The 14,482-nt window shown below is 58.1% G+C and carries 14 protein-coding genes; all 14 read left to right on the plus strand.

The window, feature by feature from the left end; translation table 11 throughout:
- Positions 1 to 116: 116 nt before the first annotated feature.
- The 14 genes from tsf (at position 117) to rnhB (ending at position 14,436) form a co-directional block, all read left to right on the plus strand.
- Positions 117 to 968 carry a translation elongation factor Ts gene (gene tsf / locus AWX27_RS14175; protein ID WP_033635739.1) on the plus strand — a complete coding sequence of 284 codons (852 nt, stop codon included), beginning with the start codon at positions 117 to 119 and terminating at the stop codon, positions 966 to 968.
- Positions 969 to 1,116: 148 nt separating this feature from the next.
- Complete coding sequence (pyrH, locus tag AWX27_RS14180) at positions 1,117 to 1,842, plus strand: UMP kinase (protein WP_004931940.1); 726 nt, start codon at positions 1,117 to 1,119, stop codon at positions 1,840 to 1,842.
- Positions 1,843 to 1,961: 119 nt separating this feature from the next.
- Positions 1,962 to 2,519 (plus strand): ribosome recycling factor, encoded by a 558-nt coding sequence (gene frr, locus AWX27_RS14185; protein ID WP_004931943.1) that lies wholly within the window; start codon positions 1,962 to 1,964, stop codon positions 2,517 to 2,519.
- A 157-nt stretch (positions 2,520 to 2,676) separates the two neighbouring features.
- Positions 2,677 to 3,873, plus strand: a complete 1,197-nt coding sequence (ispC, locus tag AWX27_RS14190) for a 1-deoxy-D-xylulose-5-phosphate reductoisomerase (protein ID WP_060423065.1) — start codon at positions 2,677 to 2,679, stop codon at positions 3,871 to 3,873.
- A 277-nt stretch (positions 3,874 to 4,150) separates the two neighbouring features.
- Positions 4,151 to 4,909, plus strand: coding sequence for a (2E,6E)-farnesyl-diphosphate-specific ditrans,polycis-undecaprenyl-diphosphate synthase (gene ispU, locus AWX27_RS14195; RefSeq protein ID WP_049198255.1), 759 nt, complete (start codon positions 4,151 to 4,153; stop codon positions 4,907 to 4,909).
- Between the two features lie 9 nt (positions 4,910 to 4,918).
- Positions 4,919 to 5,761, plus strand: a complete 843-nt coding sequence (gene cdsA / locus AWX27_RS14200; protein WP_047729987.1) for a phosphatidate cytidylyltransferase — start codon at positions 4,919 to 4,921, stop codon at positions 5,759 to 5,761.
- A 27-nt stretch (positions 5,762 to 5,788) separates the two neighbouring features.
- The gene (gene rseP, locus AWX27_RS14205) at positions 5,789 to 7,144 is read left to right on the plus strand and encodes a sigma E protease regulator RseP (protein ID WP_060423133.1); all 1,356 of its coding nucleotides are present in this window, start codon (positions 5,789 to 5,791) and stop codon (positions 7,142 to 7,144) included.
- Between the two features lie 35 nt (positions 7,145 to 7,179).
- Positions 7,180 to 9,606 (plus strand): outer membrane protein assembly factor BamA, encoded by a 2,427-nt coding sequence (gene bamA, locus AWX27_RS14210; RefSeq protein ID WP_060423070.1) that lies wholly within the window; start codon positions 7,180 to 7,182, stop codon positions 9,604 to 9,606.
- A gap of 156 nt (positions 9,607 to 9,762) precedes the next feature.
- A complete protein-coding gene (gene skp, locus AWX27_RS14215) occupies positions 9,763 to 10,260 on the plus strand; it encodes a molecular chaperone Skp (RefSeq protein WP_004931958.1) in 498 nt (165 codons plus the stop codon).
- 3 nt (positions 10,261 to 10,263) lie between these two features.
- Positions 10,264 to 11,286: a UDP-3-O-(3-hydroxymyristoyl)glucosamine N-acyltransferase gene (lpxD, locus tag AWX27_RS14220; RefSeq protein ID WP_048234602.1), complete on the plus strand. Its 1,023-nt coding sequence runs from the start codon at positions 10,264 to 10,266 to the stop codon at positions 11,284 to 11,286.
- A gap of 160 nt (positions 11,287 to 11,446) precedes the next feature.
- Entirely contained in the window at positions 11,447 to 11,902 is a 456-nt protein-coding gene (gene fabZ, locus AWX27_RS14225; RefSeq protein WP_004931962.1) for a 3-hydroxyacyl-ACP dehydratase FabZ, read from the plus strand.
- Positions 11,903 to 11,905: 3 nt separating this feature from the next.
- Positions 11,906 to 12,694 (plus strand): acyl-ACP--UDP-N-acetylglucosamine O-acyltransferase, encoded by a 789-nt coding sequence (gene lpxA / locus AWX27_RS14230; RefSeq protein WP_060423073.1) that lies wholly within the window; start codon positions 11,906 to 11,908, stop codon positions 12,692 to 12,694.
- 3 nt (positions 12,695 to 12,697) lie between these two features.
- Positions 12,698 to 13,846, plus strand: a complete 1,149-nt coding sequence (gene lpxB / locus AWX27_RS14235; RefSeq protein WP_033635734.1) for a lipid-A-disaccharide synthase — start codon at positions 12,698 to 12,700, stop codon at positions 13,844 to 13,846.
- Positions 13,843 to 14,436, plus strand: coding sequence for a ribonuclease HII (gene rnhB, locus AWX27_RS14240; RefSeq protein WP_033654126.1), 594 nt, complete (start codon positions 13,843 to 13,845; stop codon positions 14,434 to 14,436). The genes lpxB and rnhB overlap by 4 nt, the downstream gene beginning before the upstream one ends.
- Positions 14,437 to 14,482 lie beyond the last annotated feature (46 nt).

Here is a 14,482-nt window from a genome sequence, read left to right on the forward strand (position 1 = left end):
TCACTGAGCCCTTATTAACCAGGTATTGACATATGTTGGTTAGGGGGGCCTGTAAAGGCCCCCTTTGCTTATCTGAATGAGAACTGTCTCCACGCGAGATAACCGAGGAAAAATAAATGGCTGATATTACCGCTGCCCTGGTAAAAGAACTGCGCGAGCGTACCGGCGCTGGCATGATGGATTGCAAGAAGGCGCTGGTTGAATCCAACGGCGACATCGAACTGGCAATCGAAAACATGCGTAAGTCCGGTGCGATCAAAGCCGCTAAAAAAGCAGGCAACGTGGCTGCTGACGGCGTGATCAAAACCAAGATCGAAGGCAACTACGGCATCATTCTGGAAGTTAACTGCCAGACTGACTTCGTAGCAAAAGACGCCGGTTTCCAGGCGTTCGCCGACAAAGTGCTGGATGCCGCTATGGCCGGCAAAATCACTGACGTTGACGTGCTGAAAGCACAGTTCGAAGAAGAGCGCGTAGCGCTGGTGGCAAAAATCGGCGAAAACATCAACATTCGTCGCGTTGCTTCCCTGGAAGGCGAAGTGCTGGGCAGCTACCTGCACGGCGCGCGTATCGGCGTACTGGTTGCGGCTAAAGGCGCTGACGAAGAGCTGGTTAAGCAAATCGCAATGCACATTGCGGCAAGCAAGCCAGAGTTCGTGAAGCCAGAAGACGTGTCTGCTGAAGTGGTAGAAAAAGAGTACCAGGTTCAGCTGGACATCGCCATGCAGTCCGGCAAGCCGAAAGAAATCGCAGAGAAAATGGTTGAAGGCCGCATGAAGAAATTCACCGGCGAAGTTTCTCTGACCGGTCAGCCTTTCGTTATGGATCCGAGCAAATCCGTTGCTCAGGTGCTGAAAGAGCACAACGCTGACGTGACCAACTTCATTCGCTTCGAAGTGGGCGAAGGCATCGAGAAAGTCGAAACCGACTTCGCTGCTGAAGTTGCCGCGATGAGCAAACAGTCTTAATGACTGTCGATGGAACCGCCGTCTGGCGGTTCCATACTATCCAGCCAGAATTACACCGGTGGCAGGCCCTGCAGCGTGATTCTCACCTCAGGCGCATTTCATCGGCTGAAATCCCCAATACTAATACTGCTTCTTAGGACAGAACACCATGGCAACCAATGCAAAACCCGTATATCAGCGTATTCTGCTTAAACTGAGTGGCGAAGCCCTGCAAGGTGCAGAAGGTTTTGGTATCGACGCCAGCGTTTTGGATCGCATGGCTCAGGAAGTGAAAGAGCTGGTCGAACTGGGAATTCAGGTCGGTGTAGTTATTGGCGGCGGGAACCTGTTCCGCGGCGCGGGCCTGGCGCAAGCCGGCATGAACCGCGTAGTGGGCGACCACATGGGAATGCTGGCTACCGTGATGAACGGCCTGGCTATGCGTGATGCACTGCACCGTGCCTATGTGAACGCCCGCCTGATGTCGGCGATCCCGCTGAACGGCGTATGTGACAATTACAGCTGGGCAGAGGCTATCAGCCTGCTGCGCAACAACCGCGTGGTGATCTTCTCCGCCGGTACCGGCAACCCGTTCTTCACCACCGATTCCGCCGCTTGCCTGCGCGGTATCGAGATCGAAGCGGACGTGGTGCTGAAAGCCACCAAAGTGGATGGCGTATACTCCGCCGATCCGGTGAAAAACCCGGATGCGACGCTGTATGAACAATTAACCTATCAGGACGTGCTGGAGCGCGAGCTGAAAGTGATGGATCTGGCGGCGTTTACGCTGGCCCGCGATCACGGCTTGCCGATCCGCGTGTTCAACATGAACAAGCCGGGCGCGCTGCGCCGCGTGGTGATGGGTGAGAATGAAGGTACGCTGATCAGCAAATAAGGCTGTTCACACCCCTTTTTCGGTGCGCGTGACGCCAGGCGCCGCGCGCTCTCCGAGTACGATTACGGGCTATACTTGAGTATCGCCTGCCAAGTAACCAGCTTCCAAGGGTTTGCAACGTGACTAATGAAATCAGAAAAGATGCTGATTCACGCATGGAAAAAAGCGTAGAAGCATTCAAAAACCAAATCAGCAAGATCCGCACCGGCCGCGCTTCTCCAAGCATTCTGGACGGCATCATGGTGGAATACTACGGCGCCGCTACGCCGCTGCGCCAGCTGGCCAACGTGACCGTGGAAGACTCCCGCACGCTGAAAATCAACGTGTTCGACCGCAGCCTGAGCCAGGCCGTTGAGAAAGCGATCATGAGCTCCGATCTGGGCCTCAACCCGTCTTCCGCCGGCTCTGACATTCGCGTTCCGCTGCCTCCGCTGACCGAAGAACGTCGTAAGGATCTGATCAAGATCGTACGCGGCGAAGCCGAGCAGGGCCGCGTAGCGGTGCGTAACGTGCGTCGCGACGCTAACGACAAGGTCAAGGCGCTGCTGAAAGACAAAGAGATCAGCGAAGACGAAGAACGTCGTTCACAAGACGAGATTCAGAAAATGACCGACGCTTACATCAAGCTGGTCGATGCCGCGCTGGCAGAGAAAGAAAAAGAGCTGATGGATTTCTAATCAGCATCGCGCAGAAAAAAAGCGTCGCCTGGGCGGCGCTTTGTTTTTTGTGGCGCAGATCCCGTTTCATCGTACTGAAAGATCATGGACAAGCGGTGTCCAAGGTTCCACACTGGAGCACCTCCGATCTCATCAGACAGTTATTCAGAGTGAACTCATGAAGCAACTGACCATTCTTGGCTCGACCGGCTCGGTAGGGACCAGCACCCTGGCCGTGGTCAGGGCGAATCCCGACCGTTTTGCGATCAAAGCACTGGTGGCCGGCCGCAACGTCGCGGTCATGGCGCAGCAATGCATGGAATTCCGGCCCGCCTTCGCCGCGATGGCTGAGGAAAGCGCCGCTCGCGAGCTGCGCGCCATTCTGGCGGAAAACGGCGTCGCTACCGAGGTCTTGGCCGGGGAACAAGCGGCCTGCGAACTGGCGGCGTTGGATGACGTCGATCAAGTGACGGCGGCCATTGTCGGCGCCGCAGGGCTGCTGCCGACGCTGGCGGCGATCCGCGCAGGCAAGCAGGTGTTGCTGGCCAACAAGGAGTCGCTGGTCACCTGCGGCCGTCTGTTTATGGACGCAGTGCGGCAAAGCCAGGCGCAGCTGCTGCCGCTCGACAGCGAACACAACGCGATTTTTCAGAGTTTGCCTGAGAGCATTCAGCGTCAGTTGGGATACTCTTCCCTGGACAGTCATGGCGTTTCGCGCATCGTGCTTACCGGCTCAGGCGGCCCGTTCCGCACCACGCCGCTGGAGCAGTTCGCCGCGATGACCCCGGATCAAGCCTGTGCCCACCCGAACTGGTCGATGGGCCGCAAGATCTCGGTGGACTCCGCCACCATGATGAACAAAGGTCTGGAATACATTGAGGCCCGCTGGCTGTTTAACGCCTCGGCCGAGCAAATGGAAGTGATTCTGCACCCGCAGTCGGTGATTCACTCGATGGTGCGCTATGCCGACGGCAGCGTGCTGGCGCAGCTGGGTACGCCGGATATGCGCACGCCGATCGCCCATGCGATGGCGTATCCGCAGCGCGTAAACTCCGGCGTGGAAGCGCTGGACTTCTGCCGCATCGGTTCGCTGACCTTCGCCGAACCGGAGCGCGAGCGCTATCCTTGCCTGTATTTGGCGATCGAAGCGTTCGACGCCGGCCAGGCGGCGACCACCGCACTGAACGCAGCGAATGAAATCGCCGTGGCGGCATTTTTGCAGCAGCAGATTCGCTTTACCGACATTGCCGCGGTCAACCGGCAGGTCGTCGAGCGCCTCGCGCTGCAGGAACCGACGTGCATCGAAGCGGTCTTAGACATTGACCGCCAGGCGCGCGCCGCCGCCGAGGAGCGCGTTCGCGCGTTGCGCGGTTGAGCACGGCGATTATCCGATTTTGCTCGTAATTCGCGTATGCCGCAGCGGGGCCGTTTGTTCATGCTCCGCTGAGGTGGTATAGTCTGCGCCACCTGTCAGCGGTTATACCGTTGAATTATGGCCCGATTGGCGCCCTGTGCGTCAATGGCGACCCGGCTGCGCCGGGCATCGCGAGGGCAGGCTGAAAGCCGTGTCGGGCACACGGCTTTTTTTGCGCGTAAGGGCCTGATGTTCCGGAAAGGCAGTTATATTTCTATTGAGGAAATAAGTACGAGTTATGTCGTCCGCAAACCAACAAGAGGCTAATCCATCTTCCCCGGGGCCGCGCCATGTCGCCATCATCATGGACGGTAACGGACGCTGGGCCAAACGTCAGGGCAAGTTACGTGTCTTCGGTCATAAAGCAGGGGTGAAATCGGTTCGCCGCGCGGTCAGTTTTGCCGCCAGCCACCATTTAGATGCGCTCACGCTTTATGCCTTCAGCAGCGAAAACTGGAACCGTCCGGTGCAGGAAGTCTCCGCCCTGATGGAGCTTTTTGTCCGTGCTCTGGATAGTGAAGTAAAAAGCCTGCATAAACATAACGTCAGGTTGCGGGTGATCGGCGATATCAGCCGGTTCAGCTCGCGTTTGCAGGAGCGGATCCGCCGCTCTGAAGCGCTGACGGAAAATAACGATGGCCTGACGCTCAATATCGCTGCCAACTACGGCGGCCGTTGGGATATCATTCAGGGAGTAAGGGAGCTGGCCGAACGGGTACGGGTGGGAGAGTTGCACCCGGATCAGATCAGCGAGGAATTATTGAGCGAGCGGGTTTGCATGAGCGACCTGGCGCCGGTGGATCTGGTTATCCGCACCGGTGGCGAGCATCGCATCAGTAACTTCCTGCTGTGGCAAATCGCCTATGCTGAACTTTACTTTACGGATGTGCTCTGGCCTGATTTCGATGAACTTGTCTTTGAAGGTGCGCTGAATGCATTTGCACAACGTGAGCGCCGCTTCGGGGGAACAACACCTATCGGCGCCGATGCGTCCTAGGGAGAACTTTTGCTGAAGTATCGCCTCATAACTGCTCTGATTTTAATCCCGATCGTTATCGCGGCGCTGTTCCTGTTGCCGCCGCTGGCCTTTGCTCTGGTAACGCTCGTCGTGTGCATGTTAGCAGCCTGGGAGTGGGGCCAACTGGCCGGTTTTACCTCCCGTTCGCAGCGCATCTGGCTGGCGATACTGTGCGGTTTTCTGCTGGCGCTGATGATGCTCAGCGTTCCCGCGTACCATCAATCCGTGCCGCAGGTGAGCGGCTCGCTGTGGCTGTCGCTGGTCTGGTGGCTGGCGGCGCTGCTGCTGGTGCTGTTCTACCCCGGCTCGGCCGCTATCTGGCGCAACTCGCGCCCGCTGCGCCTGCTGTTCGGCCTGCTGACCATCGTGCCGTTCTTCTGGGGCATGCTGGCGCTGCGCCAGTACGGCTACGAGCAAAACCCGTTTACTGGCGCCTGGTGGCTGCTGTACGTGATGCTGCTGGTGTGGGGCGCGGATTCCGGCGCCTACATGTTCGGCAAGCTGTTCGGCAAGCATAAGTTGGCGCCGAAGGTCTCACCGGGCAAAACCTGGGAAGGGCTGATCGGCGGGTTGTTGACGTCGGCGGTAATCTCCTGGCTGTTCGGCCGCTATGCGCCACTGAATGTGGTGCCGACCACCCTGTTGGCCTGTTCGGTGCTCGCCGCGCTGGCTTCGGTACTGGGCGATTTGACCGAAAGCATGTTCAAACGCGAAGCGGGCATCAAGGACAGCGGTCATTTGATCCCCGGTCATGGCGGCATACTGGATCGTATCGACAGCCTGACCGCGGCGGTGCCGGTGTTTGCCTGCCTGATGCTGTTGGTGTTTTAATCCGTCGATGACGGAAAGTGAGGGATGATGGTCAGCGTGCTTTGGAACCTGGTGGCGTTTCTGATTGCGCTCGGTATCTTGATAACCGTGCACGAGTTCGGACACTTTTGGGTTGCCCGCCGTTGCGGCGTGCGCGTTGAACGTTTCTCCATCGGCTTCGGTCGCGCGCTGTGGCGCCGCACCGATCGCCAGGGCACCGAGTATGTCATTGCCTTGATTCCGCTCGGCGGCTACGTGAAGATGCTGGACGAGCGCGTGGAGTCGGTGGCGCCGGAAATGCGCCATCAGGCCTTCAACAACAAAACCGTCTGGCAGCGCGCGGCCATCATCAGCGCCGGCCCCATCGCCAACTTCCTGTTTGCTATCCTTGCCTACTGGCTGGTGTTCATCATCGGCGTGCCGAGTTTCCGCCCGGTGATCGGCGAAATCGCGCCGCAATCCATCGCCGCCAAGGCCGAAATTTCGTCTGGCATGGAACTAAAGTCGGTTGACGGCATCGAAACGCCTGATTGGGAGTCAGTTCGTCTGGCGCTGGTGGCGAAGATTGGCGATGCACAAACCGAAGTCGGCGTTGCGCCATTCGGCTCTTCGCAGGTAGTGACCAAAACCCTGGATTTGCGCCAGTGGAACTTTGAGCCGGACAAGCAGGATCCCGTTGTCGCGCTGGGCATTATGCCGCGCGGCCCGCAGATTGAATCCGTGTTGGCGGAAGTGCAGCCTGACTCGGCGGCGCAAAAGGCGGGTTTACAAGCGGGGGACAGGATCGTTAAAGTCGATGGTCAGCCGTTGGGTCGTTGGCAGACGCTGGTGAAGCGTATCCACGATGGCCCGGGGCAACCGCTGGTTTTGGAGATTGAAAGAAACGGCGCCCCCTTGTCTTTGACGCTGATACCGGATACAAAGCCGGTGGGAAAAGACAAATCGGTGGGTTTTGCAGGCATCATTCCAAAGGTGCTGCCGCTGCCGGACGAGTATAAGACGATTCGCCAGTATGGACCGTTCCCGGCGCTGTATCAGGCCGGCGACAAGACCTGGCAGCTGATGCGGCTGACGGTTAACATGCTGGGCAAATTAATAACCGGTGATGTAAAGCTGAACAACCTGAGTGGCCCGATCTCGATTGCACAGGGAGCAGGGGCGTCAGCCGGAGTCGGGTTCGTGTATTATCTGATGTTCCTGGCGTTGATTAGCGTCAACCTGGGGATCATCAACCTGTTCCCATTACCGGTGTTAGATGGTGGGCATCTCCTCTTCCTGGCGATAGAAAAGCTGAAGGGTGGGCCGGTTTCCGAGCGAGTACAGGACTACAGCTACCGCATAGGTTCGATCGTGCTGGTGTTGTTGATGGGTCTTGCACTTTTCAATGATTTTTCCCGCCTCTAGGGGCGGGGATAGGTTAGGAAGAACGCATAACAACGATGGCGATGAAAAAGTTGCTCATAGCGTCGCTGCTGTTTGGCAGCGCCACCGTATACGGTGCAGACGGGTTCGTAGTGAAAGATATTCATTTCGAAGGCCTGCAGCGAGTCGCCGTCGGTGCGGCGTTACTCAACATGCCGGTTCGCGTCGGCGATACCGTCACTGACGATGACATCAGTAATACCATCCGAGCCTTGTTTGCCACCGGCAACTTCGAGGACGTGCGCGTACTGCGCGATGGTAATACGTTGATCGTGCAGGTGAAGGAACGTCCTACCATCGCCAGCATCACCTTCTCCGGCAACAAGTCGGTGAAGGATGACATGCTCAAGCAGAACCTGGAAGCCTCCGGCGTCCGGGTGGGCGAGGCGCTCGACCGCACCACGATCTCCAGCATTGAAAAAGGGCTGGAAGACTTCTACTACAGCGTCGGTAAATACAGCGCCTCGGTGAAAGCCGTGGTCACGCCGCTTCCGCGCAACCGTGTCGACCTGAAGCTGGTGTTCACGGAAGGGGTCTCCGCCAAGATTCAACAAATCAACATCGTCGGCAACCATGCCTTCACCAACGACGAACTGATCTCGCGCTTCCAACTGCGTGATGAGGTGCCGTGGTGGAACCTGGTCGGCGATCGCAAATACCAGAAGCAAAAACTGGCGGGCGATCTCGAAACCCTGCGCAGCTTCTATCTGGATCGCGGCTATGCCCGCTTCAACATCGATTCTACCCAGGTGAGCCTGACGCCGGATAAAAAAGGCATCTACATCACCATCAACATCACCGAAGGCGATCAATACAAGCTTTCCGATGTTGTCGTGAACGGCAACCTGGCCGGCCACTCGGCGGAAGTTGCTCAGATCACCAAGATCGAACCGGGCGAGCTGTATAACGGCAGCAAGGTGACCAAAATGGAAGACAACATCAAAACGATGTTGGGCCGTTATGGTTACGCCTACCCGCGCGTCGGCACTCAGCCGGAGATCAACGACGCGGATAAAACCGTCAAGCTGCACGTCAACGTCGACGCGGGCAACCGCTTCTACGTGCGTCGCATCAAGTTCGAAGGCAACGACACCAGCAAGGATTCCGTACTGCGTCGCGAAATGCGCCAGATGGAAGGCGCCTGGCTGGGTAACGAGCAGGTCGAGCAGGGTAAAGAGCGTCTGAACCGTCTGGGCTACTTCGAAACGGTTGACGTGGAAACCCAGCGCGTGCCGGGCACCGCCGATCAGGTCGACGTGACCTACAAGGTGAAAGAGCGCAACACCGGTACCTTTAACTTCGGCGTCGGTTACGGCACCGAGAGCGGCGTCAGCTTCCAGGCCGGCGTGCAGCAGGACAACTGGTTGGGTACCGGCTACTCGGTCGGCATCAGCGGTACCAAGAACGACTACCAAACCTATACTGAACTGTCGGTCACTAACCCGTACTTCACCGTTGACGGTGTGAGCTTGGGCGGCCGCGTGTTCTACAACGACTTTAAAGCGGATAATGCGGATCTGTCGGACTACACCAACAAGAGTTACGGTGTCGACGGCACGCTGGGCTTCCCGATCAACGAAAACAACTCGTTGCGTACCGGCCTGGGCTACGTCCACAACGGTCTGTCGAACATGCAGCCGCAGATCGCCATGTGGCGTTATCTCGACTCGATGGGCGTGGATGCGAACAAGACTGACCGCGCCAGCTACTCGACGGACGACTTTACCCTGAACCTGGGCTGGACCTACAACAACCTGGACCGCGGCTACTTCCCGACGTCGGGTAACCGCACCACGTTGAACGGCAAGGTCACCATTCCGGGCTCGGACAACGAATACTACAAGGTGACGCTGGACAGCGTTCAGTACGTGCCGATCAACGACGATCGCACCTGGGTGCTGTTGGGCCGTGGCCGTCTGGGTTACGCGGATGGGCTGGGCGGCAAGGAAATGCCGTTCTATGAGAACTTCTATGCTGGTGGTTCAAGCACCGTGCGTGGCTTCCAGTCGAACACCATCGGTCCGAAGGCGGTGTATTACAACTCCAACTCGTACCAGTGCCAGTTCAACGCCGGCAGCACCACCACGCGTCAGAGCATCTGTAGCTCGGATGATGCGGTGGGCGGTAACGCCATGGCGGTGGCCAGCCTGGAGCTGATCACCCCGACGCCGTTCATCAGCGAGAAATACGCCAACTCCGTGCGGACGTCGCTGTTCATCGATGCCGGTACCGTGTGGGATACCAAGTGGAAGAATACTGACGAAACGCTGATGTACGGCGTGCCTGACTACAGTAAAGCGGGCAATATTCGTTCCTCCGCCGGTATCGCGCTGCAGTGGATGTCGCCGCTGGGGCCGTTGGTGTTCTCTTACGCCAATCCGATCAAGAAATACGAAGGCGACAAGTCCGAACAGTTCCAGTTTAACATCGGTAAGACCTGGTAACGGGTCTCGCCTCTGGGCATAACAGTTATTAAGAATCGCAATGGCCAGGCGCCCGCCGGCAGAGGGAGATGATTCTCATTGTTTGGTGGGATAAGTCTGGCAAATTGTGTACTTCAGTGTCATATGACACAAATGGGTGATGGTAAGGAGTTTATAGTGAAAAAGTGGTTGTGTGCCGCAGGCCTCGGTTTAGCAATGGCTGCTTCAGCTGGCGTTCAGGCAGCAGATAAGATCGCTGTCGTTAACGTCTCCAGCATTTTCCAACAGCTGCCGGCCCGCGAAGCGGTCGCTAAACAGCTGGAAAACGAGTTTAAAGGCCGTGCAAGCGAACTCCAGAACATGGAACGTAGCCTGCAGACCAAAATGCAACGTCTGCAGCGTGACGGCGCTACCATGAAAGCCAGCGACCGCAGCAAGTTGGAAAAAGACGTGATGGCACAGCGCGAGCAGTTCTCTCAGAAAGCGCAGGCTTTCGAGCAGGACAACCGTCGTCGCCAGATGGAAGAGCGTAACAAGATCCTGAGCCGTATCCAGGACGCTGTGAAATCTGTTGCCAGCAAAGGCGGTTATGACGTGGTGATCGACGCCAACGCCGTTGCCTATGCAGACTCTTCCAAAGATATCACTGCTGACGTGCTGAAACAGGTTAAATAACACATGCTTTCAATTCGACTGGCTGATTTAGCGCAGCAGTTGGATGCACAATTGCACGGTGATGGCGATCTCGTCATCACCGGCATTGCTTCTATGCATTCGGCACAGCCTGGCCAAATCACGTTTTTGTCAAACAGCCGCTATCAAGAGCAGCTGTCTTCCTGCCAGGCAAGCGCCGTGGTGCTTACCGAAGCGGATTTACCACACTGCCGTGCTGCGGCGCTGGTGGTTAAGAACCCTTACCTGACCTACGCGCGCATGGCGCAGCTGATGGACACCACGCCGGCACCGGCGCAGGATATCGCGCCAAGCGCGGTGATCTCGCCTGAGGCGCAGCTGGGGCACAACGTCGCCATTGGGGCGAACGCGGTGATCGAGTCGGGTGCGGTGCTGGGCGATAACGTGGTTATCGGCCCGGGCTGCTTCATTGGCAAACACGCACGCATCGGCGCGGGAACGCGTCTGTGGGCGAACGTCACGATTTATCATGCGGTTGAAATCGGCCAGCGCTGCCTGATCCAGTCCGGCACCGTGATCGGCGCGGACGGTTTCGGCTATGCGAACGAGCGCGGCGAGTGGATCAAAATCCCTCAGTTGGGTACGGTGATTATCGGCGATCGCGTCGAAATCGGCGCTTGCACCACCATTGACCGCGGCGCTTTGGATAACACCCAAATCGGGAATGGTGTTATCATCGACAACCAATGCCAGATTGCACATAACGTCGTGATTGGCGACAATACCGCCGTCGCCGGCGGCGTGATCATGGCCGGCAGCCTGAAAATCGGCCGCTACTGCCAGATCGGCGGTGCCAGCGTGATCAACGGTCACATGGAGATTGCCGACAAGGTTGTTGTTACCGGAATGGGAATGGTTATGCGACCAATCACCGAACCTGGGGTATACTCTTCGGGCATTCCGTTGCAGCCTAACAAGGTTTGGCGTAAAACCGCTGCGTTGGTGATGAATATCGATGAGATCAGCAAGCGCTTGAAAGCTGTCGAACGTAAAGTCGGAAAAGACTAATCATTGCCGCCCGCCCTGGCGGGGACAAAACGAAACGCGTTGGTCGTGAGACCAAAAGCGCAAAGAGATGTTAATTTGCGGCCTGCATGATGATCTCCTTTTGGGGTCAGCGCAGGCCGTGTTGTTGATGCCATCAGTTTTTAGAGACAGGAAGAGTATTTTGACTACTGACACTCATACTCTGGATATTGCAGAAATTTTGGATCTGCTTCCTCACCGTTACCCGTTCTTGCTGGTCGACCGCGTCCTCGAGTTTGAAGAGCACAAATATCTGCGTGCGGTGAAGAACGTATCGGTGAACGAACCGTTTTTCCAGGGCCACTTCCCTGGCAAACCGATTTTCCCAGGCGTATTGATCCTGGAAGCCATGGCGCAGGCCACCGGTATCCTGGCGTTTAAAAGCGTCGGCAAACTGGAGCCGGGCGAGCTGTATTACTTCGCCGGTATCGACGAAGCACGCTTCAAGCGTCCTGTGGTGCCAGGGGATCAGATGGTCATGGAAGTCACCTTCGAGAAAACTCGCCGCGGCCTGACTCGCTTCAAAGGCGTGGCGACCGTTGACGGTAAAATTGTCTGCGAAGCAACCATGATGTGTGCCCGCAGCCGGGAGGCTTAATCCGTGATTGACCAAACCGCCTTTATCCATCCTAGCGCGATAGTCGAAGAAGGCGCCGTGATCGGCGCCAACGTGCATATCGGCCCTTTCTGCTACGTCGGCTCCCAGGTGGAAATCGGCGCTGGCACGGTGCTGAAATCCCACGTGGTGGTGAACGGCATTACCAAGATCGGCTGCGATAACCAGATTTATCAGTTCGCCTCCATCGGTGAAGTGAATCAGGATCTGAAATACGCGGGCGAACCGACGCGCGTTGAAGTGGGCGATCGCAACCGCATCCGCGAAAGCGTCACCATTCACCGCGGCACCGCGCAGGGCACCGGCTTGACCAAAGTGGGCAACGATAACCTGCTGATGGTCAACGTGCACGTTGCCCACGACTGCGTGGTCGGCAATTCTTGCGTGTTGGCCAATAATGCCACGCTGGCGGGGCACGTGGAAATCGACGATCACGCCATCATCGGCGGCATGACGGCGATCCACCAATTTTGCGTTATCGGTGCGCATGTGATGGTAGGCGGTTGTTCCGGCGTCGCTCAGGACGTGCCTCCTTTCGTCATCGCTCAGGGCAACCACGCGACGCCGTTCGGCGTCAATGCTATTGGCCTGAAGCGTCGCGGTTTTGACAAGGATGAAATGCAGGCGATCCGTAACGCCTACAAGATCCTGTATCGCAGCGAGAAAACGCTGGATGAAGCGAAAGCGGAAATCGAAGCCCTGGCCAAAGAGCAGCCGGTGGTGCAGCTGTACCTCGATTTCTTCACCCGTTCCACCCGTGGCATCATTCGCTGAGTTATGTCGAATCGTCCATTGACTATCGGATTGGTCGCCGGAGAAACCTCCGGTGACATTCTCGGCGCCGGTTTGATCCGCGCGCTCAAGGCGCAGATCCCCGACGCGCGTTTCGTTGGCGTCGCCGGCCCGCTGATGCAGGCCGAAGGGTGCGAAGCCTGGTACGAAATGGAAGAGCTGGCGGTCATGGGCGTGGTGGAAGTGCTTGAGCGCTTGCCACGCCTGTTGAAGATCCGCAAGGATCTCACCCGCCGCTTCGGCGAGCTGCGGCCGGACGTGTTTGTCGGCATCGACGCGCCGGACTTCAACATCACGCTGGAAGGCCGCCTCAAGCAGCGCGGCATCCGCACCATTCACTACGTCAGCCCTTCCGTGTGGGCCTGGCGGCAAAAGCGCGTTTTCAAAATTGGCAAAGCCACCGATCTGGTGCTGGCCTTTCTCCCTTTCGAAAAAGCGTTTTACGATCGCTTCAACGTGCCTTGCCGGTTTATCGGCCATACCATGGCAGATGCCATGCCGCTGCAACCCGATCGGCTGGCGGCGCGCGCTCAGCTTGGCATCGATCCGCAGGCGCGCTGTCTGGCCTTGTTGCCGGGCAGCCGCGGCGCCGAAGTCGAGATGCTTAGCGCCGACTTCCTCAAAACAGCGCAGCTGCTGCGCACGCGTTATCCCGAGCTTGAAGTGGTGGTGCCGCTGGTTAACGCCAAACGGCGCGAGCAGTTTGAGCGCATCAAGGCGGAAGTGGCGCCGGACCTGACCGTACACCTGCTGAACGGCCAGGGGCGCGAGGCGATGATTGCCAGCGACGCGGCGCTGCTGGCGTCCGGCACGGCGGCGCTGGAGTGCATGCTGGCCAAGTGCCCGATGGTGGTAGGCTATCGCATGAAGCCGTTCACTTTCTGGCTGGCGCAGAAGCTGGTGAAAACGCCTTACGTTTCGCTGCCGAATCTGCTGGCGGGGCGCGAGATCGTCACCGAGCTGCTGCAGCATGACTGCGTGCCGGACAAACTGGCCGCCGCCGTGATGCCGCTGCTTGAAGAGAGCCCGCAAACTGAAGCGCTGAAACAGACTTTCCTTACTTTGCACCAAAGCATCCGTTGCGGTGCGGACGAACAGGCCGCTCAGGCTGTGTTGGAGCTGGCGAAAGCATGATTGAACCCTTTATCTATCCCGCTGCCACGCTGATTGCCGGTGTGGACGAAGTGGGCCGCGGCCCGTTGGTTGGCGCGGTGGTTACCGCCGCCGTGATCCTCGATCCGGCGCAGCCGATCGTCGGGCTGGCGGACTCCAAGAAACTCAGTGAAAAACGCCGCCTGGCGTTGTATGACGAAATCGTCGCCAAGGCGCTCTCCTGGAGCCTGGGGCGCGCCGAGCCGGCGGAAATCGACCAGCTGAACATTTTGCACGCCACCATGCTGGCGATGCAGCGCGCGGTGGCCGGGTTGCATATCGCGCCGGACATGGTTTTAATCGACGGTAACCGTTGCCCGAAGCTGCCGATGCGTTCGCAGGCGGTGGTGAAGGGCGACAGCCGCGTGGCGGAGATCAGCGCGGCCTCCATTCTGGCAAAGGTCACGCGCGATCGTGAAATGGCCGAGCTGGACAGCGAGTTCCCGGACTACGGTTTCGCGCAGCATAAAGGCTACCCGACCGCCCTCCACCTGGAGCGGCTGGCCGCGCTGGGTGCCACCGAGCATCACCGCCGCAGCTTCGCGCCGGTGAAAAGGGCGCTGGCGCTGTAGTCTGCGGGCCTGGTTGACCAGGCTCGACGATAGCATTAACCCGGGC

The sequence above is a fragment of the Serratia sp. 2880STDY5682894 genome, assembly GCF_001537385.1.
In the GTDB taxonomy this organism is placed as follows: Bacteria; Pseudomonadota; Gammaproteobacteria; order Enterobacterales; family Enterobacteriaceae; genus Serratia; species Serratia nevei.

Excerpts from the sequence above, each read along its gene's own strand:
- tsf (WP_033635739.1), top strand. The coding sequence starts at position 117 with ATGGCTGATATTACCGCTGCCCTGGTAAAAGAACTGCGCGAGCGTACC.
- pyrH (WP_004931940.1), top strand. The coding sequence starts at position 1,117 with ATGGCAACCAATGCAAAACCCGTATATCAGCGTATTCTGCTTAAACTG.
- ispC (WP_060423065.1), top strand. The coding sequence starts at position 2,677 with ATGAAGCAACTGACCATTCTTGGCTCGACCGGCTCGGTAGGGACCAGC.
- ispU (WP_049198255.1), top strand. The coding sequence starts at position 4,151 with ATGTCGTCCGCAAACCAACAAGAGGCTAATCCATCTTCCCCGGGGCCG.
- rseP (WP_060423133.1), top strand. The coding sequence starts at position 5,789 with ATGGTCAGCGTGCTTTGGAACCTGGTGGCGTTTCTGATTGCGCTCGGT.
- bamA (WP_060423070.1), top strand. The coding sequence starts at position 7,180 with ATGGCGATGAAAAAGTTGCTCATAGCGTCGCTGCTGTTTGGCAGCGCC.
- lpxD (WP_048234602.1), top strand. The coding sequence starts at position 10,264 with ATGCTTTCAATTCGACTGGCTGATTTAGCGCAGCAGTTGGATGCACAA.
- lpxB (WP_033635734.1), top strand. The coding sequence starts at position 12,698 with ATGTCGAATCGTCCATTGACTATCGGATTGGTCGCCGGAGAAACCTCC.
- rnhB (WP_033654126.1), top strand. The coding sequence starts at position 13,843 with ATGATTGAACCCTTTATCTATCCCGCTGCCACGCTGATTGCCGGTGTG.